This window comes from Streptomyces sp. NPDC056835, assembly GCF_042789485.1.
Lineage (GTDB): Bacteria > Actinomycetota > Actinomycetes > Streptomycetales > Streptomycetaceae > Streptomyces.
In genome coordinates, this window is the sequence record NZ_JBHUBB010000008.1 from 26,988 (window position 1) to 51,102 (window position 24,115).

Below are 24,115 nucleotides of genomic sequence, written 5' to 3' on the forward strand. Positions count from 1 at the left end.
GCTGGGTGCCCTCCAGAGTCGGTCATCCCCCTCGGCCCCTCCCAGTCGACCATGGGCCGTCGTGCCCCCGCCACCGGGCCGCCCCCGGATCGTTCCCCGTCCGTCCCCCGCCCGTCCCCGGTCCTTTCCCGCACGTTGGGGGACGATCCGGCACCCTCTGCTAGAATTGGTCTATACCACAAAAGTCTCATTTCCAGATTGGCAGGGTCCAGCGTGGAAGTTGTCATCGTCCAGAACGCCGCGGCGGGTGGCGAGCTCATCGCGGACAGCATCGCCGGCCTGCTGCGCCGCACGCCCGACGCTCTGCTCGGTGTGGCCACCGGCTCGACCCCCCTGCCCATCTACCAGGCGCTGACGGCCAAGGTGCGCTCGGGTGAGGTGGACGCCTCACGCGCGCGGATAGCCCAGCTGGACGAGTACGTGGGCCTGCCCGCGGGCCACCCCGAGTCGTACCGCTCGGTGGTCCTGCGCGAGGTCGTCGAGCCGCTGGGGCTGAGCGAGAGCTCCTTCATCGGGCCGGACGGCGCCGCCGAGGACGTCCAGGCGGCGTGCGAGGCGTACGACCGCGCGCTGGCCGAGGCCGGCGGTGTGGACCTCCAGTTGCTCGGTATCGGTACGGACGGGCACATCGGCTTCAACGAGCCCTGCTCCTCGCTCGCCTCGCGCACCCGCATCAAGACGCTGACCCGGCAGACCCGCGAGGACAACGCGCGCTTCTTCGACAGCCCGGAGGAGGTGCCGCACCATGTCATCACGCAGGGCATCGGCACCATCCTGGAGGCCCGCCATCTGGTGCTGCTCGCCACGGGCGAGGGCAAGGCGGAGGCGGTCGCGCAGGCCGTCGAGGGCCCGGTCGCCGCACTCGTACCGGCCTCCGCGCTCCAGCTCCACCCGCACGCCACGGTCGTCGTGGACGAGGCGGCGGCGTCCCGGCTGAAGCTCGCCGACTACTTCCGCGCCACGTTCGCGTCCAAGCCGGACTGGCAGGGCATCTGAGCCACCGCGTCACCCGCGCGCACACGACGGTGCCGGGCCACCCCCGCGAAGGGATGGCCCGGCACCGTCGTATCGGCCCCGGTCCGGGGCGGTCAGTCCCGGCGGCCCGTGATGACCTCGGCCGCGGCCCGTCCACAGACCCGCGCGGCGCCGTGGGTCGCGATGTGCAGCGCGCCGCGGGGCTCCGCCTCGTTCACGCCCATCTCCACCACGACCGTCTCCGGGCGGGCGGCCAGCACGGCGTCCAGCGCGTCGGACATCCAGCGGTGGCGGTGCGCGTCACGTACGACGGCGACGATCGTACGGTCGCCCGCGGCGGCGAGCAGATCGCCGGCCAGCGCGGCCGGGTCCGTACCGGCCGCTTCGGCGCCGCTGTACGAGCCCGTCTCCGTACCGGGAAGCAGCCGCCCCAGCTCCGCCGCGACGCCCCACGGGGTCTCCTCCCCGACGGCGATGTTCGCGACGGGGGTGAACGCGGCGACGTAGGGCGCTCGCGTGAGCGGCGGCGCGCTGCCCGTCACCCGCACGGCGCGGCGGGCCGCGACAAGGCCGATCTCCGTACCGGACGCGGCGCCGTACGCGGTGCCGGGCGCGGTCCCCTCCTGCGCATCCGCGCCCGGCTCCGAAGCCCCCCTGACCCGCAGCGTCCAGTCGGCGAGTCCGCGCACCCGCGCGGCCGCGTCGGCCAGTCGCTCCTCGGGCAGTTCGCCGTTCCGTACCGCCGTCACCAGCGCGTCGCGCAGCCGCAGCACGGTCCCCTCGTCCGCCAGGCCGCCGCCGACGCAGATGGCGTCGGCGCCCGCGGCGATCGCGAGGACGGAGCCACGCTCGATCCCGTACGTCGAGGCGATGGCCCGCATCTCCATGCCGTCGGTGACGATCGGGCCCTGGAAGCCCAGTTCCTCACGGAGCAGACCGATGAGGATCTGCGGACTGAGGGTCGCCGGGCGGTCCGGGTCGAGCGCGGGAAGCAGGATATGCGCACTCATGACCGATTTGGAACCCGCCGCGATGGCCGCGCGGAAAGGCAGCAGGTCGCGGGCGTGCACTGTGTCCAGGTCCACGTCGATCCGGGGCATCGCGTGGTGCGAGTCGACGGAGGTGTCGCCATGGCCGGGGAAGTGCTTGGTGCAGGCGGCGACCCCGGCGCTCTGCAGACCCTCCACATACGCGGCGGTGTGCCGGGCCACCAGTGCCGTATCGGCGCCGAAGGACCGTACGCCGATGACGGGGTTGTCCTGGTTGGAGTTCACGTCGGCGGAGGGGGCCCAGTTGAGGTTGACCCCGCACGCGGCGAGCCGCCGGCCCAGCTCGCGGGCGACGGCCCGGGTGAGGTCCACGTCGTCGACGGCGCCCAGGGCGTAGTTGCCGGGGAAGGAGGAGCCGTGCCTGACCTCCAGACGGGTGACATCGCCGCCCTCCTCGTCGATCGCGACGAGGACGTCGTCCCGTTCGGCCCGCAGTCGCTCGGTGAGCGCGGCAAGCTGCTCGGGCGTGGCGATGTTGCGGCCGAAGAGCCCGACGGAGGAAAGGCCCTCGCCGAGGCGGCGCAGCAGCCAGTCGGGAGCGGTGGTGCCGAGGAAACCGGGCTGGAGCACGGCGAGTGCGTCGCGGGTGAGGGTGTCCGTACTGCTTACGAGCGTCGTCATCGGCGGTCCTAGCCCTTCACTGCGCCGGAGGTGAGGCCGGTGGCCATGTACTTCTGCACCAGGAGGAAGAAGGCGACGACCGGGATGGCGATCAGGGTCGAGGCGGCCATCAGTGCTCCGTAGTCGACACCGAACGAGTTGGTGAAGTTCATCAGCCACACGTTCAGCGTGTACTTGTCGTTGTCCTGGAGGACGACATAGGCGAGCAGGTACTCGTTCCACGCCGTGATCAGGGAGAAGATCGCCGCGGCGGCGAGACCGGGGGCGAGCAGCGGGAAGGTCACCCGCCAGAAGGCGCCCATCCGGCTGCAGCCGTCCACCATCGCGGACTCCTCCAGCTCCGGCGGGATGTTGACGATGAAGCCGCGGATCATCCAGGTCGCGAAGGGCAGTGTCGAGACCAGATAGATGACGATGACGCCCCAGTACTCGTTCAGCCCGCCCAGGTCGTTGAGCTGGATGTAGATGGGGATCAGCATCGAGGTCGGCGGCAGCAGCTGCACGACGAGCAGCACGATCATGAAGAACTTGCGGCCGCGGAAGCGGAAGCGGCCGATGGCGAAGGCGGCGATGGTGGCGAGCAGCATGCCGCCGATGACCGCGACGCCGCAGATGATCAGGCTGGACTGGATGGCCGTGCCGAAGTTCGGCTGGTTGATGGCCCGCTGGAAGTTGTCGAAGGTGATCGACGAGGGCCAGAGGGTCTGGTCGTAACTGCGGATCTCGTGGTTCGGCCGCAGGGCGCTGATGATCAGCCAGTACACCGGGAAGGCCATGAGGACGAACACGGCCAGGCCCAGGATGTTGTAGACGAGCCGGTTCTTCTTGCGGTCCTTGCGCAGGACCTGCCGGTCGCCCGGCTCGGTGCTCCGCCCGGAGTCCGGGCGCAGGGCCTGGGAGGTGGAGGCGGTGGAGGCGCTCATTCGACCTCTCCGATCTTGAGCAGCTGACGCAGGTAGTACACGGCGACACCGGAGAGCAGCAGGACCGTGATGAGGGAGATGGCCGCGCCCTGGCTGAACGAGTTGGACTCGAAGGCCTTCTCGAACGAGTAGATCCCGAGGACCGAGTACTCCGGCTCCGGCTTGTTGCCGCGGATCAGGAAGATCTGGCCGAAGATATTGAAGTCCCACAGGACGGACAGTGTGGCCACCATCTGGAACACCGGCTTGATGACCGGCCAGGTGACGAAGCGGAAGACCCCGGCCACGCCTGCGCCGTCGAGGGCCGCGGCCTCCTCCAGCTCCCGGGGGACCTGGGTGAGCGCCGCGTAGAGCGTGACGGCGACGAAGGGGATGGCGCCCCAGACGACGACGGCTCCGATGACGAGGAAGCCCTGTTTGGGGTCGAGGAACCAGTTGTGGCCCTGGGCGTCGATCCCGAGGTACTTGGTCAGCACCATGTTCAGGACGCCGTAGTCGGAGTCGGCGAACCAGCGGAAGATGGAGGTCGCCACCAGCAGCGGCATCGACCAGGCGGCCACCAGCGCGGCGGTGAGCAGCAGACGTACCCAGGTGTCCATGCGCTGCATCAGCATGGAGATGCCGAGCCCGATACCCATCGTGGCCACCACACAGGCGACCATGAAGATGATGGTCCGCCAGACGACGGCCCAGAACTCGCCGTCGCCGAGGATATTGGTGAACTGCTCGAAGCCCACCCAGGGGGCGGCCTCCCCGCTCCACAGCTCACGGCGGCCGACGTCCTGGAAGGACATGAGGATCGTCTTGATGAGCGGCCAGACGAAGACGGCGGCGATCGCGACGAACGCGGGGGCTATCAGGAGGTACGGCAGCAGCGCGCCGGCCTTGCGCCGCTTGCGCTGCCCGCCCGCGGGCGGCTGGGAGCCGGATCTCTCGGGGACGCGTGCGACGGCTACCGGAGGGTCGGCTGCTTTCATGTCGGCGGCACTCACTGTGCTGGCCTTCCGTTCGGACCTGGTACCGGAGTACGGGGGGCGGCGGAGCCCTCGCGGGCCCGCCACCCCCCTATGACCTAGGCGATCAACAGAGTCGGAGACATGGGAGTCGGAGACTCAGACGCTCGGCGGACTCAGGATTCTTCGTTGATCAGCTGGTTGATCTCCGCGTCGGCCGCCTTCGTGGCGTCGGCCACCGACTTGCCCTTGATGATGTCGAGCAGCATCACCTCAAGGGTTTCCTTCTTCTCGATGGCCGTCCAGCCCGGGGCGATCGGGGTGAACCACGCGTCCGGGACCGCGTTGGCGATCGGCGCGGTCTCCGGCTTCGCCTTCAGCGGCTCCAGCTGCTTGGTGTTGTTGGGCAGGATGTTCTTGGAGGCAAGGACCTCCTGCGACTTGGCGCTGGTGAAGGCCGCGATCCACTCCTCGCCGAGGTCCTGGACCTTGGACTTGGAGATGGTGGCGAGGTCGGAGCCACCGATGAAGGACGGCAGGGCCTTGCCGTCGGGGCCGGGCATACCGGCCGTGCCGATCTTGTCCTTCAGCTTCGGGTTGCCGTTCGTGGCGGAGTCGACGACGCTGCCGGCCTCCCAGCCGTTGCCGTAGAGAAGCGCTGTCTTCTCGTTGGCCATGACGTTGGCGTGGTCCGCCTCGTCCTTGGTCTTGTCGCCGTGGTTGTACTTCTTCACCAGGTCGACGAAGTGCTGGATGCCCTTCTGGCCCTCCGGGGTGGAGAGGGTGGCCTTCCACTCCTTCGCGCCCTCGTCGTACTCGGCTATCCGGCCGCCGTACGCCGCTACGTAGGACATGGCCGCGTACCAGTAACGGCCCGGCAGGTAGAGCGGCGAGAACGCCTTGTCCTTGCCGTACTTGGCGCCGACCTTGTCCAGCGCCGCGGTCAGCTCGGCCTCGGTGGTGGGCAGCTGGTCCGAGCCGGTACCGGCCTTGAACATGTCCTTGTTGTAAATGGCCACACGCGCACCGGCGTAGTAGGGCACGCAGTACTGCTTGCCCTCGAAGGAGCAGGTGTCCTTCAGGCCCTTGATCCAGGTGTCCGAGTTCTCGTACTTCTTCGGGTCGATCTCGCCGAGCGCACCGTTGAGGATGTACGTCATGGTCTCGGTGTTGCCGAGCTCGACGATATCGGGGTACTTGTCGCCGGCCAGCGCCGCGTCGAGCTTCTTGGCCTTGTCCGCCCACTGCTGGTACTGGACCTTGACCGTCACATTCGGATACTTGGCCTTGAACTGCGCGTTGACATCCTTGACCAGCTCCGGCCAGGTGCTCTGCGCGTCCGACATGAGCCAGACGGTCAGCGTCTCCTTACGGTCCTTGGGGTCCTTGGACGCCGAGCCTTCATCCGAACCACACGCGGCAAGACCGACCATCATGCCCGCGACGCCGACCGCCGCGATGAGCTTGCGCTTCACGCCACCCTCCTCAGGGATGCCTGCAACCCCTGCCCACCGCGAAGACCGCGAAGACTTACGACGAGTACTGCTGGGGCTGGGACCTGGTCTTTAATGGTTTAGACCAGTACGGGGAGCTTGGCCTAGACCTTTAGGGGTGTCAAGGGTGTATAAGAAGGGCAGTCGTGTCCGTTATCGGACCGACACCTGAGGCAGGGCGACGACCCGTGGCCGGACCGTGCCACCATGTGAGCCGCGACAGACGGAGGAGCCGGTGACGGCAGCAGCACAGGAGTCGGGAAGGCAGGCCATGGCCACGGACGGGGGCGGTACGGAGACCGAGAGCGGCCCCGCCACCCGTACGGCACGCGTGCCCAAGTACTACCGGTTGAAGCGGCACTTGCTCGATATGACGGAGACGCTGCCGCCCGGTACGCCGGTGCCTCCGGAGCGTACGCTCGCCGCCGAGTTCGACACCTCGCGCACCACCGTGCGCCAGGCGCTCCAGGAGCTGGTGGTCGAGGGCCGGCTCGAACGCATCCAGGGCAAGGGCACGTTCGTCGCCAAGCCCAAGGTCTCACAGGCGCTCCAGCTCACCTCGTACACCGAGGACATGCGGGCCCAGGGCCTGGAACCCACCTCGCAACTGCTGGACATCGGCTATGTCACCGCCGACGACACCCTGGCCGGGCTGCTGGACATCACCACCGGCGGGCGCGTGCTGCGGATCGAGCGGCTGCGGCTGGCCAGCGGCGAGCCGATGGCCATCGAGACCACACACCTTTCGGCCAAGCGTTTCCCCGCGCTGCGCCGCTCGCTCGTCAAGTACACGTCGCTCTATACGGCGTTGGCGGAGGTGTACGACGTACGTCTGGCCGAGGCCGAGGAGACCATCGAGACCTCGCTGGCCACCCCGCGCGAGGCCGGGCTGCTCGGTACGGACGTCGGGCTGCCGATGCTGATGCTCTCGCGGCACTCGCTGGACGCGGTCGGTGAGCCGGTGGAGTGGGTGCGGTCCGTCTACCGCGGCGACCGCTACAAGTTCGTGGCGAGACTGAAGCGCCCGGCCCACTGACGGCCGCCCACCCACTGACGGCCCGGCCCCACTGACAGCCGGACCGGGCAGCCGCCGCCGACGGCTGCCCCCGCGCGCCCCTGTCCGCATACCGTTGATGTAACGACATTCGGACAGGGGGTTACGCTGACCAGCGCCTTCGCTTAGATTTCCTGCGCATTACCACAGGCGATCAACGAGGGAACGGAGCCGCGATGTCGGAAGTTCCGGAAGAGAAACCACCCCCCACGGTCACCCCCGCGCGGGTGATCATCGCCCTCTGCCTCCTCGCGCCCTTCGTGGCGATGCTCTGGGTCGGGTCCTACGCGAAGATCGAGCCGACGTTCATCGGCATCCCCTTCTTCTACTGGTACCAGATGCTCTGGGTCCCGGTCTCGGCGGTGCTCACGATGACCGCCTACCAGCTGTGGAAGCGTGACCAGCGCTCCCGCGAGGGAGGTGCGTCGAAATGAAGGACGGCGTGAACGGCGTGGCACTCGCCGTTTTCATCTTCTTCTTCGTGGCCGTCACGGTCATGGGGTTCCTGGCGGCCCGCTGGCGCAAGGCCGCCAACGAGAACAGCCTCGACGAATGGGGCCTGGGCGGCCGGTCGTTCGGCACCTGGGTCACCTGGTTCCTGCTCGGCGGCGACCTCTACACGGCGTACACCTTCGTGGCCGTACCGGCGGCGATCTACGCGGCGGGCGCGGCCGGCTTCTTCGCCGTGCCCTACACGATCCTGGTCTACCCGCTGATCTTCACCTTCCTGCCCCGCCTCTGGTCGGTGTCGCACAAGCACGGCTACGTCACCACCTCGGACTTCGTACGGGGCCGGTTCGGATCGAAGGGGCTGTCGCTGGCGGTCGCCGTCACCGGCATCCTCGCCACGATGCCGTACATCGCGCTCCAACTCGTCGGCATCCAGGCGGTGCTGGACGTGATGGGCGTCGGCGGCGGTGAGAACACCCACTGGTTCATCAAGGACCTGCCGCTGCTGATCGCCTTCGGTGTGCTCGCCGCGTACACCTACTCCTCGGGGCTGCGTGCGCCCGCGCTGATCGCCTTCGTCAAGGACACGCTGATCTACATCGTGATCGTCGTGGCGATCATCTACATCCCCATCAAACTGGGCGGGTTCGACGATATCTTCGCCAAGGCGGGCGACGCCTTCGCGCAGACCAACCCGGCGACCGGCCAGCCACGCGGCGCGCTCGCGCCGGGCGAGGCCGGGCACTGGGGCTACGCCACGCTGGCGCTCGGTTCCGCGCTCGCGCTCTTCATGTATCCGCACTCCATCACGGCGACGCTCTCCAGCCGCAGCCGCGAGGTGATCCGGCGCAACACCACGATCCTGCCGCTGTACTCACTGATGCTGGGACTGCTGGCGCTGCTCGGCTTCATGGCGATCGCCGCCGGGGTCAAGGTGGACAACGGACAGCTGGCGATCCCTCAGCTCTTCGAGACGATGTTCCCCGACTGGTTCGCGGGGGTGGCCTTCGCGGCCATCGGCATCGGCGCGCTGGTGCCGGCCGCGATCATGTCGATCGCCGCGGCGAATCTCTTCACCCGCAATATCTACAAGGACTTCATCAAACCGGACGCGACCCCCGCGCAGGAGACCAAGGTCTCGAAGCTGGTCTCGCTGCTGGTGAAGGTGGGCGCGCTGGTCTTCGTCCTGACCATGGACAAGACCGTCGCCATCAACTTCCAGCTGCTGGGCGGGATCTGGATCCTCCAGACGATGCCCGCCCTGGTCGGCGGCCTCTTCACCCGCTGGTTCCACCGCTGGGCGCTGCTCGGGGGCTGGGCGGTCGGCATGGTGTACGGCACGGCGGCGGCGTACGGCGTGGCCAGCCCGACCCAGGCGCACTTCGGCGGCAGCTCCAAGGAGATCCCGGGGCTGGGTGAGATCGGCTACATCGGCCTCACCGCGTTCGTGCTCAACCTGGTGGTGACGGTGGCGCTCACCTTCGTCCTCCGCGCGGCCAAGGCCCCGGAGGGCACGGACGAGACGAGCCCGTCCGACTACACGGCGGACGCGGGCGACCCGGGCGTGAAGGTCGAACTGCCGGCCGCGACCTCGGGCGGCTCCGGAGGCCACTGACCGGTCGCGTACGGCCTGGACGGGCCGCCGGATCCCTTGGAACGAGGGGGATCCGGCGGCCCTTTCGCTGTCCGCGCGGGCCCGAACGGAATGACGCACGACACAACATCTGGGGGGTGGTACCCGAGCCAGCCCCCACATGTATGCTCGACCCCGCTGTCACGCAGGGGAATCCGGTGCGAATCCGGAACTGTCCCGCAACGGTGTGATGTGGTGTGCTTTGCCATACCCACGAGTCCGAACACCTGCCGACAGTGCGTCCGGTTCGACCGAATCGGACGCCGAGACGTCCGGGCCTCGTGGATGGGCCGGTGGGCGCCGTACGCCGTGCTGCCCCGATCCGGGTCGTACGGTCCGTACCGCGAGAACCTGCCCGCTCCCCTCCCGACGGCCCAGAGCCGAGCGAGGGAGAGCACCACGTGACCATCGCGCCAGCCGATCCGGCTTCAGGCATCTCCGAGGCCGCCGCGCGGGCGGTCGACGGACCGGGGACCGCACTGCTGCGGACCCTGACGGACCTGACCGCCGATCTGCCCGACACCGACCCCGGAAGAGTCGCCGCCGCCGCGCTGCGCGGCCGTAACGCCCGGTCGGACGAGGCCGAGCTGCGCGAGCTCGCCACCGAGGCGGCCGCGGGGCTCATCTCCGAGGACCCCGCCTACTCCCGGCTCGCGGCCAGGCTGCTGACCCGCACCATCGCCGACGAGGCCGCGGGCCAGGGCGCCGTGGCGTTCTCCGCGTCCGTCGCCGTCGGTCACCGCGAGGGCCTGATCGCGGACCGTACGGCCGGCCTCGTCACGCTGCACGCCGATTTCCTCGACGCGCTCATCGACCAGGAAGCCGACGACCGCTTCGGCTACTTCGGGCTGCGGACCCTCTACAGCCGCTATCTGCTCCGCCACCCGATCACCCGCCAGGTCATCGAGACCCCGCAGCACTTCATGCTGCGCGTGGCCTCAGGGCTGGCCGAGGACGACAGCGCCCGCGCGCTCGACGAGGTCGCCGCGCTCTACCGGCTGATGAGCCGGCTGGACTACCTCCCGTCCTCCCCCACCCTCTTCAACTCCGGTACGCGCCATCCGCAGATGTCCTCCTGCTATCTGCTGGACTCCCCGCTGGACGAACTGGACTCGATCTACGACCGCTACCACCAGGTGGCGCGGCTCTCGAAGCACGCGGGCGGCATCGGCCTCTCGTACTCCCGCATCCGTTCGCGCGGTTCGCTGATCCGGGGCACCAACGGGCACTCCAACGGCATCGTCCCGTTCCTGCGCACCCTCGACTCCTCGGTCGCGGCCGTCAACCAGGGCGGCCGGCGCAAGGGCGCGGCCTGCGTCTACCTGGAGACCTGGCACGCGGATCTGGAGGAATTCCTGGAGCTGCGCGACAACACCGGTGAGGACGCCCGCCGTACGCACAATCTGAATCTCGCGCACTGGATCCCGGACGAGTTCATGCGCCGGGTCGAGTCGGACGGCGTCTGGTCCCTCTTCTCCCCCGTCGACGTGCCGGAACTGGTCGACCTGTGGGGCGACGCGTTCGACACGCGCTACCGCGAGGCGGAGGCCGCGGGACTGGCGCGCAGGACCATCCCGGCCCGCGAGCTGTACGGCCGGATGATGCGCACCCTCGCCCAGACCGGCAACGGCTGGATGACCTTCAAGGACGCCTCGAACCGTACGGCGAACCAGACCGCCGAGCCCGGCCGCGTCGTCCACTCCTCCAACCTCTGCACCGAGATCCTGGAGGTGACGGACGACGGCGAGACCGCCGTCTGCAACCTCGGCTCCATCAACCTCGGTTCGTTCGTGCCGGCGTCGGGGGACATCGACTGGGAGCGGCTGGACGAGACCGTCCGTACGGCCGTGACCTTCCTCGACCGGGTCGTGGACATCAACTTCTACCCGACCGAGCAGGCCGGTGACTCCAACGCGAAGTGGCGCCCGGTGGGCCTGGGCGCGATGGGCCTCCAGGACGTCTTCTTCAAGAAGCGGCTGCCCTTCGACTCCGCCGAGGCCGCCGCACTCTCCACGAAGATCGCCGAACGGATCATGCTCGCCGCGTACGAGGCGTCCTGCGCGCTCGCCGAACGCAACGGCCCGCTCCCCGCCTGGTCCGAGACGCGCGCCGCGCGCGGGGTGCTGCACCCCGACCACTACGACGTGGAGCTGAACTGGCCGGAGCGCTGGGCCGCGCTGCGCGCCCGGATCGCCACGAGCGGCATGCGGAACTCGCTGCTCCTCGCGATCGCTCCGACGGCGACGATCGCCTCGATCGCGGGCGTGTACGAGTGCATCGAGCCGCAGGTCTCCAACCTGTTCAAGCGCGAGACGCTGTCCGGGGAATTCCTCCAGGTCAACTCGTACCTGGTGGACGAGCTGAAGCGGCTCGGCGTCTGGGACGCGCAGACGCGCGAGGCGCTGCGCGAGTCGAGTGGATCGGTGGCGGGGTTCAGCTGGATCCCGGCGGAGGTGCGCGAGCTGTTCCGTACGGCGTGGGAGATCCCGCAGCGCGGACTGATCGACATGGCGGCGGCCCGTACGCCGTTCCTCGACCAGAGCCAGTCGCTGAACCTGTTCCTGGAGACGCCGACCATCGGGAAGCTCAGCTCGATGTACGCGTACGCCTGGAAGAAGGGCCTGAAGACGACGTACTACCTGCGCTCGCGTCCGGCGACGCGGATCGCGCGGGCGGCGGGTGCGACCGCCGCCGTACCCGTACCCGTACCCGCGCAGGCGGTCTCCGAAGACGCGATCGCCTGCTCCCTGGAAAACCCCGAGTCCTGCGAGGCCTGCCAGTAATGACCACTTCGGAAAAGAACCTCCTGGACCCGGGCTTCGAGCTGACGCTGCGGCCCATGCGCTACCCGGACTTCTACGAGCGCTACCGCGACGCGATCAAGAACACCTGGACGGTGGAGGAGGTCGACCTGCACTCCGACGTCGCCGATCTCGCCAAGCTCTCCCCCGGCGAGCAGCACATGATCGGCCGGCTGGTCGCGTTCTTCGCGACGGGCGACTCGATCGTGTCGAACAACCTGGTGCTGACGCTCTACAAGCACATCAACTCCCCCGAGGCGCGGCTCTATCTCTCCCGCCAGCTCTTCGAGGAGGCCGTACACGTCCAGTTCTATCTGACGCTGCTCGACACGTATCTGCCCGATCCGGCGGACCGCGCGGCGGCCTTCGACGCGGTGGAGGAGATCCCGTCGATCCGCGAGAAGGCCCAGTTCTGCTTCAAGTGGATGGACTCGGTCGAGACGATCGACCGCCTGGAGTCGAAGGCGGACCGCCGGCGCTTCCTGCTGAATCTGATCTGCTTCGCGGCCTGTATCGAGGGGCTGTTCTTCTACGGCGCGTTCGCGTACGTCTACTGGTTCCGCTCGCGCGGTCTGCTGCACGGCCTGGCCACCGGCACCAACTGGGTGTTCCGTGACGAGACGATGCACATGAACTTCGCGTTCGAGGTCGTGGACACCGTACGCAAGGAGGAGCCGGACCTCTTCGACGACGACCTTGAGCGGCAGGTCACGGACATGCTGAAGGAGGCGGTCGAGGCGGAGCTGCAATTCGGCCGGGACCTGTGCGGCGACGGCCTGCCGGGCATGAACACCGAGTCGATGCGCGAGTACCTGGAGTGCGTCGCGGACCAGCGCCTCCAGCGGCTGGGCTTCCCGGCGGTCTACGGTTCGCGGAATCCGTTCTCCTTCATGGAGCTCCAGGGCGTCCAGGAGCTGACGAACTTCTTCGAGCGCCGTCCGTCGGCGTACCAGGTCGCGGTGGAGGGCACGGTCGGCTTCGACGACGACTTCTAGGGCGGGCCGTGCGCGGCGAGGGGCCGGCGAGGGGGCCGACGCAAATTCCGGCCCGGCCGTGGCGGCGGCATTGGTGCTGCCGGCCCTGGTGCGGGTCTGGAGCGAGAGCAGGGACGGGCAGGCCGCTCTGGTGGCACTCCTCGTATCGTTCGCGGGGCTCGCCGGGATATGCGCTCATCCGGGCCGCGAGGAGGAGGGCGGGGGTGCTGGTGACCCGGTCCTGGCCCTCGCGTCTGCGCCGGAGCCGGGTCGTGCTGCCGGTCGTCCTCGCGGCGGGCGCGGTGGCGGGAGCGCTGTGCTGGGGATTCGGGGCGGGGGAGGCCGCGACCCAGATCACGGTGTTCGCCGTATGGGGACTCGGCGTGTGGGGCGCGTGCGTGGTCCGCAACGCGGCGATCAACCGCGCGCTGCGGGAACTCGCGTGACCGGCGGCCCGCCGGAACCGGGAAGGGCTGCTCCGGACGAGATCATCCAGCACCCGGACGGTAGTCCACCTCGGCCCAGACCGTCTTGGTGGTGTACGCGTCACGCACGCTCCACCCCCACCGGTCGGCATACGCGGCGACGAGCAACAGCCCACGCCCGTTGGTCGCGTCCGGTGGAGGCGGGGCGGTGAGGCCGGGCACGCGTGGGAGCCGATCGGGCCGTGTGTCGAGGACTTCGATCCGAACGACCGCCGACGCGAGAGCCGGCCGCACCTCGAAGTCCCGCCCAGGAGTGCGGCCATGCGTCACGGCGTTCGCGGCCAGCTCAGCGAGGACGGCGACGACCACGGCGGCGGTGGGCGTCGCACGCGGAATCCCCCACTCGTCCAGCTGCTGCGCGACAAGCAACCGCGCGAGCCGGGTCCGCCGGCTGCCCCGCCGTCAGGCTCTGGGTATCGCCCTGCCCGCCAACGACTTCTGGCTCATCGACGGCAGGCTCGTGCGTTTCAATCACTTCTCCGGCATCGGCGAGGCCGCGGAACCCGAGATGTCCGACGATCCGGCCGTGGCTCACTTGTGCGCTTCGGCCTTCGAAGCGGTATGGAAAAGGGCCGTCCCACACGACGAGTACAGGATCTGACCCGGTACAGATCGAGGCGGAAGGTGCTGGCTAGCCAAGATCGTCCAAGGCGAACCTGATCAGGGCCCGCGCCGTCCTGCCATAGACCGCCGAGGTTTTCAGGAGGTCAAAAGCCCTCGCGTACAAGGCGATCTCGCGCGGCTGAGTGACTGAGAACTCGGCCGAATAGGTCTCAACCAGCACAAGCTTGGTATCGAACATCGAGAACGAGTTGCCGGGCCAGATGCGCATCTCAGCTCGCCTTGGAACGATGCCCAGGCTCAACCGTGGCAGTGTCATTACCGCCAGGAGTCGGTCCAACTGCCCTCTCATCACTTCTGGGCCACCGAAGTTCGTGTAGAGGGCCTGCTCAGCCAGCAGCACGTTGAAGATGCGGTCACCCCGGTAGAGGTACTGCTGACGCTCCAGTCGCTTCGCCACGGCGGACTCCGTGTCGTCAGGGACCTCGTAGTAGTCGACGACCTGCTTGAACGTCTCAGCCGCGTACTCGGCGGTCTGGAGCGTCCCCCACACCAGAGTGGGATGCCAGACCCGGAAGACCTTCGTCTTGACGTGAACCCGAGGACTCGGCCCTCGTCGTCGAAGTGACCCACGGCCAGAAGACGGTCATCGAAGAGCCACCAGTCGTTCCCCGCGACTGGGAAGGACGCGCCTTCAGGGAGCTGGTGCCGAGGCAGCCACCGAATGTCCTCTCCGGCCTCCAGGTTCAGTCGGGTGAGCGAGTGCTCCCAACCGACGTACTGGGAGTGCGGTTCGGACACGATTCGCACCCTCCGGACCGTCTTGCCGTCCCCGATGACGCGCTTCATGAGCGCCATCCACGGGCCGAGCCACGCGAAATCGTCCGGTTCTCCCCTCTGCCAGCGGGCGTAGGGCGTGTCCTCGATGGGCGAGCCGTAGTCGTCCCTCAGCTCCAGATGAAAGGCGTCGTGCGTGAAGCTGTTGAAGAGTTCGTCACGCTGGGTGCTGCCAGCCCTGGACGACGTAACTGTCCTGGTCACTGGCGTACAGCGTGGGGCTGTCTCCAGGGGTGGAGTTCTTACCGAGAAACCGTAACTTCATGGCCACTCTCCCGTCCGCCATCTTGCTTGAGATTGGGCGGCACCCCGATCGTCAGACACACATTCAGCGTCGTCAACGTGGACTCCGCAAACTCGCGCAATTTCCTTGGGAGTCGGACGAGCCGCACCCTACGGTCCTGTCGCAGGGAGGGGACAGCGGGAAGTGACCTGACCGATCCCGACCGATCGGCGGTGCGGCGCCCGCCGGTCCGGCGCCGCGCCCCGCCGGTCGGGCTCCTCGGCCGCTCCGCTCAGGCGGCGGAGCGTTCGTCGGGGAGGCGGCGGCGCAAGCGGGCCTGTTCGACAGCAGGCGAGTTGTAGGCCATGTCGAGCGCCCCGACGTCGGTGCCGGGGGGCACGATGGCGTCGATCCGGTCGAGGATTTCGTCGTCCAGCGTGATCTCCGCACCCGCGAGGAGGTCGTCGAGGTGGTCCATGGTGCGCGGGCCGATGATCGCGGAGGTGACGGCCGAGTGGGCGATGACGAAAGCCGTCGCCAGGTGGGTCAGTGACATCCCGGCGTCCTGGGCGACGGGGATGAGCTGTTCGACCGCGTCGAGTCGGCGCTCGTCGCTCAGGTGCTTGAAGCCGAAGGCGGCGCGGTGGGTGTCGGGCTGCCGGCCCTTGCGGTAACGGCCGGTGAGCAGACCTCCCGCGAGAGGGCTCCAGACCAGGGTGCCCATGCCGTAACGCTCGCAGACGGGCAGCACCTCGCGCTCGATGCCGCGGTTGAGGATCGAGTACGGCGGCTGCTCGGTGCGGAACCGCTCCAGGCCCCGGCGCTCGGAGACCCACTGCGCCTCGACGATGTCCGAGGCGGGAAACGTGGAGGCACCGATGGTGCGGACCTTCCCCGCGCGTACGAGGTCGGTGAGTGCCGAGAGGGTTTCCTCCACGTCGGTGTCCGGCGCGGGCCTGTGGATCTGGAACAGATCGACGTGGTCGGTCCCCAGGCGGCGCAGGGAGTCCTCCAGCGCGCGGATCACCCAGCGCCGCGAGTTGCCCCGCTGGTTGGGGTCGTCGCCCATCGGGAGGTGAACCTTGGTGGCCAGAACGACGTTGTCCCGGCGGCCCTTGAGAGCTTTCCCGACGATCTCCTCGGACTCGCCTCGTGAGTAGGCGTCGGCGGTGTCTACGAAGTTGATGCCCGCGTCCAGCGCCTTCTGGATGATCCGGACGGAGTCGTCGTGGTCGGGGTTGCCCATGGCGCCGAACATCATCGCGCCCAGGCAGTACGGGCTGACCTTGATGCCGGTCCGGCCCAGTGTGCGGTACTTCATGAATCTCCTCGCGCGTTGATGACGCCCCACGCGGGGCGCTACGCTGACCAAGCGGAACAGCGTTCAACTTAAACAATACGGAACAGCGTTCCGGTTAGCAAGGGGAAACATCGTGGGCGAGGACACGACTCGGGAAGCCGACGCCGGCACGGCGGAAGGACAGCCCCGTAAACGCGTACGCGCCGACGCGCAGCGCAGCACCGAGGCCCTGCTCACGGCCGCCGCGGAAGTCTTCGTCACCTCGGGAGTGGACGCGCCCGTACGTCAGATCACCGCCAGGGCGGGCGTGGGAGCCGGCACCCTCTACCGCCACTTCCCGCAGCGCTCGGACCTCATCGCCGCGGTCTTCCGCCACGAAGTCGACGCCTGCGCCGACGCCGCGTCATGCCTCGCCGCGCAGCACGAACCAGCCGAAGCGCTCGCCAGGTGGTTGCAGCGCTTCGCGGTCTTCATCGGCACGAAGCGCGGGCTCAGCGCCGCCCTGCACTCGGGGGACCCGGCCTACGACACCTTGCCCGCCTACTTCCAGCAGCGCTTCGTGCCCGTCCTCAGCACGCTCCTCGACACCGCGGCGCGAGCGGGCGAGATCCGCTCCGACGTCGACCCGGAAGACCTGCTGCGCGCCACGGGCAATCTGACCCTTCCCGCCCAGGACGACAACGGCCACACGCGACGGATGGTCGCGCTGCTCGTCGACGGACTCCGCTACGGCACCCCCACCCCGGAAGCCCGCTGAGCCGCGTCTTCTCCGCTTCTCCGCGAAGGCCGTCGCGAAGGCCGTCGCAGGGGAGTGCCGTGGCGGAGAATGAGGCCCCATGGACATCGTTCTGGATCCGCCCCGTGGCGCCGGGCCCGTACTGCTGGGGACAAGCCTCGATGAGGCCGTCGCGGCGGTTTCTCCCTGGGGGCCGCACGAAGTGGACGACGACGAGGACGACCCCTCGAAGACCATCGTGACGTCCTGGCGGGAGATCCGGGTCAGCGTCCTGCTGGAAGGCGCCGGTGACGTGGTCACCGCGATCGAGCTGTGGTGGCCCGGCGAGGGCCGCCGGACCGACGTCCGCGTGCTCCTCGACGGCGACGACGTCTTCACCACCCCCGCCGAGGACCTTTTCCGCGGGGCGGTGGAACGGGGCTGGACCGTCGACCGGAGCGAGGCCGGGTATCCGTTCATCCCGGGGGTCTCGCTCGGCTTCGGCCGCCAGACCTCCCAGGAGGTCCCTCGCACTCCGGATGGCCTTCCCGTCCATGTCACCTCGGTTCTGGTCGGTGACGAGCACTACTACGACCACCGCGTCAAGAACCGCGGCTGACCGGGCGCGCGAGCGCATAGGGTCTCTCCCCATGGGATCTCTCGCGCGTACGCGCCTGTTGGCGGGTGGCGCGGCCGTGATGACCGTGGGTGCGGGGCTGGGGATCAGGGGCGTCGGGGCGGGGACGGGCGCGGTCGCCAAGTACGGCGGGGACGCGCTTTATACCGTGCTCGTGTACACGCTGGTGGTGCTTGTCGCTCCCCGGGTCCGGCCCCTCGCCGCCGGGGCCGTCGCGCTCGGGTTCAGCTGGGCCGTGGAAGTGCTCCAGCTCACCTCCGTACCCGCCGAGCTGGCCGCGCGCAGTGTGCTCGCGCGGCTGGTGCTCGGCTCCACCTTCAACGCCCCTGACCTGCTGTGGTACGCGGTCGGTGCACTGGGCGCGGCGCTCGCGCATACGGCCGTGGCGCGGTGGCGGCGGGGCGCGGGCCCGGGGCGTCCTTCGGGCGTTCCGGGTGTTCGGCGCGGCGTAGCTGGCGGTCGATCGCCCGGTCCTTGAGGTGCCAGATCAGCGGCGGCAGAAGCAGCAGAACAAACAGGGCGATAAGGGCGACAACTGTCAGGAAGGTGTCCATGTCCCCACTGTCGCCGGTTCCTGGCAGGGAAAGCAGTGGCAGGACTGTCATCAACCATCGAATTACTGCCACACTGAATCCATGCTGAACAATGTGGCCGCCGTCCTGCTGGACGGAGTGCATCCCTTCGAACTCGGCGTCCTGTGCGAGGTGTTCGGCTTAGACCGGAGCGACGAGGGTCTTCCCGTGCACGATTTCGCGGTGGTGTCGGCCGAGGGGCCCGTGCTGCGGACCCACGCGGGGTTCACGATCGGCTCCCTGCACGGCATGGACCGGCTCGAAGAGGCCGATCTGATCGCCGTACCGGCCGGTGAGTCGTACATCGGCCGCGACTATCCGCCCGCCCTGCTCGCCGCCCTGCGCCGGGCCGTTGACCGGGGCTCGCGAGTGCTGAGCGTGTGTTCCGGGGTCTTCGTGCTCGGCGCCGCCGGGCTGCTGGACGGGCGCCGGTGCGCCGGGCACTGGCGGCACGCGGCGGAGCTGGCCCGTACCTATCCGCGGGCCGTCGTGGAGCCGGATGTGCTGTACGTGGACGAGGGGCCGGTGATCACCTCGGCCGGTACGGCCGCCGGGATCGACGCCTGCCTCCATCTCGTACGGACGGAGCACGGCCCCGAGGTCGCCAACGCGATCGCGCGCCGCATGGTCGTACCGCCCCACCGCGACGGCGGCCAGGCCCAGTTCATCGAGCGCCCGCTGCCCCGCAGCCGCTGTGACACGGTCGGTGACGTCCTCGGCTGGATGGAACGGCATCTGGACCGCGAGATGACCGTCGAGCAGCTGGCCGAGCGTGCTCATATGTCGCCGCGCACCTTCGCCCGCCGCTTCCAGCAGGAGACGGGGACCACCCCGTACCGCTGGCTGCTGCGCCAGCGGGTGCTGCTGGCACAGGAGTTGCTGGAGGCGACGGACGAGACGGTGGACAGCGTCGCCGGCCGGGCCGGGTTCGGGAACGCGGCCGGGCTGCGCCATCACTTCCTGCGGACGCTCGGGACGACCCCGAACGCGTACCGCCGTACGTTCCGGGGCCCCTCGCACGCCGCGTGAGGCCCCGGACCTCATCCAGAAGACGTGACCTGCTCAGATGCCGCAGCTCGGCGCCGACCAGTAGCGGCTCGGCCGGTGGTCGACATGCGCGTGGTCGTCGTGGCCCGGGTAGCCGGGGCCGAGGATCCCGTTGAAGCCGTGGTTACGGGCCGTCTGCGCCAGCGTGCAGAGCGAGTGCGGCCCGGCGCCGATGTCGGCGGCGTCCCCGTAGAGATGGCGGCTGCTCGACGCCCCGCCGACCGCGTTGTTGCACGCCTGTGAGCGGAAGCCGCTGGTGACCCGGAGCGGCTGGTCGCCCAGCGCGTGGCGCAGCGCCTCCAGCTTCCACATCGTGCGCAGGGCGTTGGACTTGGCGGTGGCCGCGTCCACCGCGCCGCCCGCCCAGGTGCTGTTGCAGTTGTTCAGCTCGGCGTAGCTGAAGTGGACCGGGGTGCAGTCGTCGTCCTGGAGCGCGTAGAGCTTGCTGAAGGTCGCGGGGCCCGCGACGCCGTCGGACGCCAGCCCGTACGCGGACTGGAAGCGCTGCACCGCGGCGGTGGTCGCCGGGCCGTACGAGCCGTCGATGGCGAGTACGCCGCCGGTTCCCGGATAGCCGGCCACCCGGATCTGGAGCTGGGTGACATCGGCGCCCGAGGCGCCCTGGGAGAGCGTGCGGGACCACGTGTAGCAGCCGTCGGCCTGTGCCGTACCGGCCGTGGCGAGCACCCCGGCCCAGGCGAAGGACATGGCCATGACAAGACTGAGCAACAGTCGGGCGGTGCGTCTGAGCATCGGATCTCCCTTTGCCGGGGCTTGGTCGTACGCAGAGATTGGCGTACGGGTCGACGCGCGTCAACCGGTCCCCGGCAAGGCGGAATGGAAGTGGAAAGGCATTCCTCCGGATGTGGAGATTCCGCAAGCGAACCAACCGGGATCACTGCCCAGAAGGTCTACCTTTCGAGCTCGCCAACCCCCCTAGTGGCGGCTCATGATCGAGGAGGTCCACGCCCCCCATGAGGCTGCCCCGCACACGCCGCGCGAACCACGGAAAGAACTCGGCCGACAACGACGACGCCCCGGCCGGCCATCGCGAACGACGCCGCCGGCTCATCGACTTCCCCCGCCGCGGCCGGCGCGGCCTGAGGCGCTGGATGCCCTCCTGGAAGCTGGTCTCCGGCCTGTTCCTGCTCTCCGCCGGCGCGCTCGCGGGGCTCTTCGTGGCCATCTACATGAATGTCGAGATCCCGGGCGAGCACGACTCCGCGCGCCGGCAGGCCACCGTCTACTACTGGGCCGACGGCAGCCGGATGGTGAGCGTGGGCGATGTGAACCGGCAGGACATCGCGCTCGCGCAGGTGCCCGAGTCCGTCCGGAACGCCGTCATCGCGGCGGAGAACGCGGACTTCTACAGCGACTCGGGCGTCTCGGTGACGGGCATCGCCCGCGCCGCCGTGAACATCGTCAAGGGCGAGGAGACCCAGGGCGGTTCCACGATCACCCAGCAGTATGTGAAGAACACCTATCTGAGCCAGGACCAGACCGTCAGCCGCAAGGTCAAGGAGCTCTTCCTCTCCCTGAAGGTCAGCAATCAGAAGCCCAAGTCGGAGATCCTTCAGGGCTATCTGAACACCTCGTGGTTCGGCCGCGACTCCTACGGCGTCCAGGCCGCCTCGTACGCGTATTACGGCGTCCCCGCCAAGGAGCTGAACCCCAGTCAGGGCGCCCTGCTCGCCTCGCTCCTCAAGGGCGCGGACAGTTTCGACCCGGCGCTCAGCCCCGCCAACCACAGGCGGGCCGTGGAGCGGTGGGGCTGGATCCTGGACCGTCAGGTCGAGACCGGCTCGATGAGCGCCGAGGAACGCGCGAAGTACAAGAAGTTCCCCGAGCCGAAACCCCCCGTCAAACCGACCAGCCAGGCGGGGCAGATCGGCTATCTCATCGACATCGCCAACAAGTACGTCAAGAGCCGCAGCGGGCTCACCGACAAGGATCTCGCCGGTGGCGGCTACCGCGTCCACACCACCTTCGAGAAGGACAAGGTGCGCGCGCTGACCAAGGCCGTCGAGAAGGTACGCGTGGACCGCCTCGACCCGGAGAAGCGCGCGGCCGACCGGCATGTGCAGGTCGGCGCGGCCTCGGTACGGCCCGAGGACGGGGCGATCGTCGCGGTGTACGGCGGCTCCGACGCCATCGAGCACTTCAGCAACAACGCGGACACCTCGGGCGTGCCGGCGGGCTCGGCGTTCAAGCCCTTCGTGTACGCCGCCGCCCTGGAGCAGGGCGGCGCCCGGCAGCAGGAGGCCGCCGCCCGCGCCGCCCGGAGCGGGAACGGACCGCTGAGCGTACCGACAGGGGTTCCCGCCCTCTCCGTGAACCTCGACGAGTCCCTGGTGGACTCCGACAACACCCCGTTCGTGCGGATCGGAAAGGAGATCGGGCTGAAGACGGTCAAGGAACTGGCGGTCGCGTCGGGACTGCGCGAGGAGAGCATGGCGAAGCTGGAACCGACGTTCTCGATCGGCACCTCGACCCCCAGCGCCGTCCGGCTGGCCAGCGCCTATACGACCTTCGTCAACGAGGGCCGCGCGACCGAGCCGTACTCGGTGACCGAGGTCGAGCGGGCCGGTGTCGCGGTCGACGGCTTCGACAAGCCCCGGGCGCGGCGCGCGATGGACCCGACGGTGGCCGCGATCGTCGGCGGGGCGCTCCAGCAGGTGGGCTGGAGCGCCCTCGGACCTCCGAAGGACGGGGTGGCCTACTACTCGGTCCGGGCCGGCAAGACCGGTCCCAACGACCGCATGAAATCAGCCTGGTTCATCGGCACCACCGGAGAACTGAGCACGTCGGTCACGATGTTCCGTACGAAGCCGGACGTCCCGCACCTGCTTCCCATGCAGGGCGTGGGCGGCCCCGACTCCGAGCGGGGCAGCGCGTTCCCGCCGCTGATCTGGGAGGAGTACCAGCACGCGGTGGTGCCCCCGCCGCCCTACGCGGATCCGCGTCCTCAGGAAGGGTTGGGAACGGTCTCGTAGCGCGGGGTGTTCTCCGCCATCTGCCGGAGCGCGTCCTTGCGGTCGCGCTTCGAGAGCCGGTCGATGTACAGGTAGCCGTAGAGATGGTCCGTCTCGTGCTGGAGGCAGCGGGCGAAGTAGCCCGTGCCGCGCACCCTGACGGGCTTGCCCTGGGCGTCCTGGCCGCGCACCACCGCGTAGTCGGGGCGCGGCAGCGCCGCGTACGCCGTCGGTACGGAGAGGCAGCCCTCGTTCGAGTCGTCGAGATGGCGCTCGGCGGGCGGCAGCTCCTCAAGCACCGGGTTGCAGATGGCGCCGACGTGCCGTACGCCGTCGTCGTCCGGGCAGTCGTAGACGAAGACCTTCAGGTCCACACCGATCTGGTTGGCGGCCAGGCCCACGCCCTCGGCTGCGTGCTGGCTGGCGAACATGTCGTCGATCAGCGCGGCGAGCTCGTCACCGAACTCCGTGACATCCCGGCACTCCTTGTGGAGCACCGGATTCCCGACGACGGTGATCGGGCGGGACGTGCCGCGCTCGCGGTGCGCCAGCTCGCGCGCCTCGGCGTCCTCCGTGTCCACGACGAACCCGTCCCCCGGCTCCGCCACCGGGGTCCCACTGTCGATCCGCTGGTCCGTCTCCTGCTGCGCCATGTCCGCAGTACGCCTTCCTCGGTACCCGATGCTGCCTGCACGATCCGTGCGATGTGCCCATACAGCCTAAGGGCAGGCCTCGGGGGGTCTCAGCACGTTCGCGGCAGACGGACCGGCGGATCGCCCCCTGCCGGCGGTGTCCGGCGGGTGTCCCCGGAGAGGCGAGGGCGAAGCCTTCAGCAGACCTCTTCGAGATCGCGCCACTCGCGGGTGTCCGGGCTGTCCGCGACCCAGCCGTCCAGCAGGCCCCGTACCAGCGCCGCCGGGGCCGCTATCCCGCACTCGCGCTCGGGGGCCCACAGGTCGCCGGCCGTACGGTGGCCCAGCGGCCCCGGATGGCCCGGCTCGCTGTGGTCGTGCGGATCGAGATGCTCGCCGTCGCCCTCGGCGCTCGGCATCGTGGACTCCGAGCAGGCCCGGCAGAGGAGCCGTACGGACGACGACCAGTCCTCGGCGGCGAATCCGGCGTCGGCGGCCAGCCGCTCCAGGGCGTCCCTGTCCTCCTCGGTCGCCGCCTCAAGCAGCACCACCCAGGTGGGCACGGGCGAGGGGGCCCACAGCTCGATCTCGTCGAAGACCGGATAGGCGCGGGTGGCGCCGTCCGGGCTCGATGCCGTCGTACGCTCACCGTTCGGTACGCCGTCGTGCAGGACGACCTCGCCCCAGCGCCTGCCCGACGACGGCAGCGGGATCGAGAGCACTTCTATCCTCGCCGGGTCGAGCCGACGGCCCCAGACGACCTCGGCCTCGCCCTCGGGCGAGAGCCTGACGGCCGCGCTGCCCAGCTCCATGCCCTCGGGCTCGCCGTTGGCCTCGACGGTGTGCGGATTGCCCGGCACCCGCAGTCCGTACGCCTGCCAGGCGCGGCGGGCCAGCGGCCAGTCCTGGAGCGCGGTGGCGGCGATCCCCACGTTCCACCAGTCGGGCGCGCCGGTCTCCTTGTCGAGCAGGGCGACGGCGCGCAGCCCGGCGGCGCGCGCCTGCTCCCAGTCGTGCCGGAATTTGTGCAGCAGCGCCAGATTGAACCAGGACTCGGAGAACCAGGGCTCCAGATCCGCCGCGCGCGTCAGCAGCGCCCCCGCGTCCTCGTACCGGCCGTCACCGATCAGCGTGAACGCGCGGTCGGTGGCCTGCCGCCACGAGGCGGAGGGCCGATGCCGTACCTTCCCGAAGATCCTCACGATTCC

Annotated in this window: 21 protein-coding genes, 3 pseudogenes and 1 riboswitch; of the genes and pseudogenes, 13 read left to right on the top strand and 11 right to left on the bottom strand. The window is 69.2% G+C overall.

Annotation, left to right across the window (positions count from 1 at the left end; genetic code table 11):
- Positions 1 to 213: 213 nt before the first annotated feature.
- A complete protein-coding gene (nagB, locus tag ACFRMN_RS11020; protein WP_383016635.1) occupies positions 214 to 996 on the top strand; it encodes a glucosamine-6-phosphate deaminase in 783 nt (260 codons plus the stop codon).
- A 92-nt stretch (positions 997 to 1,088) separates the two neighbouring features.
- Here the strand turns inward: nagB and ACFRMN_RS11025 are convergent, their stop codons facing one another.
- The 4 genes from ACFRMN_RS11025 to ACFRMN_RS11040 form a co-directional block, all read right to left on the bottom strand.
- Positions 1,089 to 2,645 (bottom strand): glycoside hydrolase family 3 protein, encoded by a 1,557-nt coding sequence (locus tag ACFRMN_RS11025; RefSeq protein ID WP_383016638.1) that lies wholly within the window; start codon positions 2,643 to 2,645, stop codon positions 1,089 to 1,091.
- An 8-nt stretch (positions 2,646 to 2,653) separates the two neighbouring features.
- Positions 2,654 to 3,568, bottom strand: a complete 915-nt coding sequence (locus ACFRMN_RS11030) for a carbohydrate ABC transporter permease (protein WP_383016641.1) — start codon at positions 3,566 to 3,568, stop codon at positions 2,654 to 2,656.
- Complete coding sequence (locus tag ACFRMN_RS11035; RefSeq protein WP_383016644.1) at positions 3,565 to 4,560, bottom strand: carbohydrate ABC transporter permease; 996 nt, start codon at positions 4,558 to 4,560, stop codon at positions 3,565 to 3,567. The genes ACFRMN_RS11030 and ACFRMN_RS11035 overlap by 4 nt, the downstream gene beginning before the upstream one ends.
- A 137-nt stretch (positions 4,561 to 4,697) precedes the next feature.
- Positions 4,698 to 5,996: an extracellular solute-binding protein gene (locus ACFRMN_RS11040; protein WP_383016647.1), complete on the bottom strand. Its 1,299-nt coding sequence runs from the start codon at positions 5,994 to 5,996 to the stop codon at positions 4,698 to 4,700.
- Between the two features lie 289 nt (positions 5,997 to 6,285).
- Here ACFRMN_RS11040 and ACFRMN_RS11045 point away from each other — a divergent pair, with 289 nt between their 5' ends.
- The 6 genes from ACFRMN_RS11045 (at position 6,286) to ACFRMN_RS11070 (ending at position 13,372) form a co-directional block, all read left to right on the top strand.
- Positions 6,286 to 7,050 (top strand): GntR family transcriptional regulator, encoded by a 765-nt coding sequence (locus ACFRMN_RS11045; protein WP_383017238.1) that lies wholly within the window; start codon positions 6,286 to 6,288, stop codon positions 7,048 to 7,050.
- Positions 7,051 to 7,244: 194 nt separating this feature from the next.
- Positions 7,245 to 7,502, top strand: coding sequence for a DUF3311 domain-containing protein (locus tag ACFRMN_RS11050; protein ID WP_365749380.1), 258 nt, complete (start codon positions 7,245 to 7,247; stop codon positions 7,500 to 7,502).
- Positions 7,499 to 9,133: a monocarboxylate uptake permease MctP gene (mctP, locus tag ACFRMN_RS11055; RefSeq protein WP_383016650.1), complete on the top strand. Its 1,635-nt coding sequence runs from the start codon at positions 7,499 to 7,501 to the stop codon at positions 9,131 to 9,133. The genes ACFRMN_RS11050 and mctP overlap by 4 nt, the downstream gene beginning before the upstream one ends.
- Before the next feature lie 100 nt (positions 9,134 to 9,233).
- Positions 9,234 to 9,401: riboswitch (cobalamin riboswitch) on the top strand.
- A 151-nt stretch (positions 9,402 to 9,552) separates the two neighbouring features.
- A complete protein-coding gene (locus ACFRMN_RS11060) occupies positions 9,553 to 11,934 on the top strand; it encodes a ribonucleoside-diphosphate reductase subunit alpha (protein WP_383016653.1) in 2,382 nt (793 codons plus the stop codon).
- On the top strand, positions 11,934 to 12,947 hold the full coding sequence (locus ACFRMN_RS11065) for a ribonucleotide-diphosphate reductase subunit beta (RefSeq protein ID WP_383016656.1): 1,014 nt from the start codon (positions 11,934 to 11,936) through the stop codon (positions 12,945 to 12,947). The genes ACFRMN_RS11060 and ACFRMN_RS11065 overlap by 1 nt, the downstream gene beginning before the upstream one ends.
- 203 nt (positions 12,948 to 13,150) lie before the next feature.
- Positions 13,151 to 13,372 (top strand): hypothetical protein, encoded by a 222-nt coding sequence (locus tag ACFRMN_RS11070; protein ID WP_383016659.1) that lies wholly within the window; start codon positions 13,151 to 13,153, stop codon positions 13,370 to 13,372.
- A 42-nt stretch (positions 13,373 to 13,414) separates the two neighbouring features.
- On the opposite strand, the gene ACFRMN_RS11075 is transcribed toward ACFRMN_RS11070, so the two are convergent.
- Entirely contained in the window at positions 13,415 to 13,780 is a 366-nt protein-coding gene (locus ACFRMN_RS11075; RefSeq protein WP_383016662.1) for an ATP-binding protein, read from the bottom strand.
- Between the two features lie 10 nt (positions 13,781 to 13,790).
- On the opposite strand from ACFRMN_RS11075, the pseudogene ACFRMN_RS11080 reads away from it, so the two are divergent.
- A pseudogene (locus tag ACFRMN_RS11080) lies at positions 13,791 to 14,012 on the top strand (DUF6879 family protein); the annotation flags it as partial.
- 30 nt (positions 14,013 to 14,042) lie between these two features.
- Here ACFRMN_RS11080 and ACFRMN_RS11085 read toward each other — a convergent pair.
- The 3 genes and pseudogenes from ACFRMN_RS11085 to ACFRMN_RS11095 all read right to left on the bottom strand — a co-directional run.
- Positions 14,043 to 14,540 (bottom strand): annotated as a pseudogene (locus ACFRMN_RS11085) (DUF5753 domain-containing protein); the annotation flags it as partial.
- 83 nt (positions 14,541 to 14,623) lie between these two features.
- Positions 14,624 to 15,013, bottom strand: a pseudogene (locus ACFRMN_RS11090) (DUF6879 family protein); the annotation flags it as partial.
- A 311-nt stretch (positions 15,014 to 15,324) separates the two neighbouring features.
- A complete protein-coding gene (locus tag ACFRMN_RS11095) occupies positions 15,325 to 16,353 on the bottom strand; it encodes an aldo/keto reductase (RefSeq protein ID WP_383016665.1) in 1,029 nt (342 codons plus the stop codon).
- A gap of 112 nt (positions 16,354 to 16,465) precedes the next feature.
- Between ACFRMN_RS11095 and ACFRMN_RS11100 the strand changes: the two genes are divergently transcribed.
- From ACFRMN_RS11100 to ACFRMN_RS11115, 4 genes are all read left to right on the top strand, one after another.
- Positions 16,466 to 17,089 carry a TetR/AcrR family transcriptional regulator gene (locus ACFRMN_RS11100; RefSeq protein WP_383016668.1) on the top strand — a complete coding sequence of 208 codons (624 nt, stop codon included), beginning with the start codon at positions 16,466 to 16,468 and terminating at the stop codon, positions 17,087 to 17,089.
- Between the two features lie 79 nt (positions 17,090 to 17,168).
- The gene (locus ACFRMN_RS11105) at positions 17,169 to 17,666 is read left to right on the top strand and encodes a hypothetical protein (RefSeq protein ID WP_383016671.1); all 498 of its coding nucleotides are present in this window, start codon (positions 17,169 to 17,171) and stop codon (positions 17,664 to 17,666) included.
- A 31-nt stretch (positions 17,667 to 17,697) separates the two neighbouring features.
- Complete coding sequence (locus tag ACFRMN_RS11110; RefSeq protein ID WP_383016674.1) at positions 17,698 to 18,162, top strand: DUF2809 domain-containing protein; 465 nt, start codon at positions 17,698 to 17,700, stop codon at positions 18,160 to 18,162.
- 157 nt (positions 18,163 to 18,319) lie between these two features.
- Positions 18,320 to 19,285 carry a helix-turn-helix domain-containing protein gene (locus ACFRMN_RS11115; protein WP_383016677.1) on the top strand — a complete coding sequence of 322 codons (966 nt, stop codon included), beginning with the start codon at positions 18,320 to 18,322 and terminating at the stop codon, positions 19,283 to 19,285.
- A 33-nt stretch (positions 19,286 to 19,318) separates the two neighbouring features.
- Here ACFRMN_RS11115 and ACFRMN_RS11120 read toward each other — a convergent pair whose 3' ends face one another.
- A complete protein-coding gene (locus ACFRMN_RS11120; RefSeq protein ID WP_383016680.1) occupies positions 19,319 to 20,056 on the bottom strand; it encodes a D-Ala-D-Ala carboxypeptidase family metallohydrolase in 738 nt (245 codons plus the stop codon).
- A 221-nt stretch (positions 20,057 to 20,277) separates the two neighbouring features.
- On the opposite strand from ACFRMN_RS11120, the gene ACFRMN_RS11125 reads away from it, so the two are divergent.
- On the top strand, positions 20,278 to 22,296 hold the full coding sequence (locus ACFRMN_RS11125) for a transglycosylase domain-containing protein (protein WP_383016683.1): 2,019 nt from the start codon (positions 20,278 to 20,280) through the stop codon (positions 22,294 to 22,296).
- Here ACFRMN_RS11125 and def read toward each other — a convergent pair.
- Together def and ACFRMN_RS11135 are read right to left on the bottom strand one after the other, a co-directional pair.
- The gene (def, locus tag ACFRMN_RS11130) at positions 22,269 to 22,928 is read right to left on the bottom strand and encodes a peptide deformylase (protein WP_383016686.1); all 660 of its coding nucleotides are present in this window, start codon (positions 22,926 to 22,928) and stop codon (positions 22,269 to 22,271) included. The two genes, ACFRMN_RS11125 and def, sit on opposite strands and share 28 nt — an antisense overlap.
- 176 nt (positions 22,929 to 23,104) lie before the next feature.
- Positions 23,105 to 24,109: a tetratricopeptide repeat protein gene (locus ACFRMN_RS11135; protein WP_383017241.1), complete on the bottom strand. Its 1,005-nt coding sequence runs from the start codon at positions 24,107 to 24,109 to the stop codon at positions 23,105 to 23,107.
- Between the last annotated feature and the right edge of the window lie 6 nt (positions 24,110 to 24,115).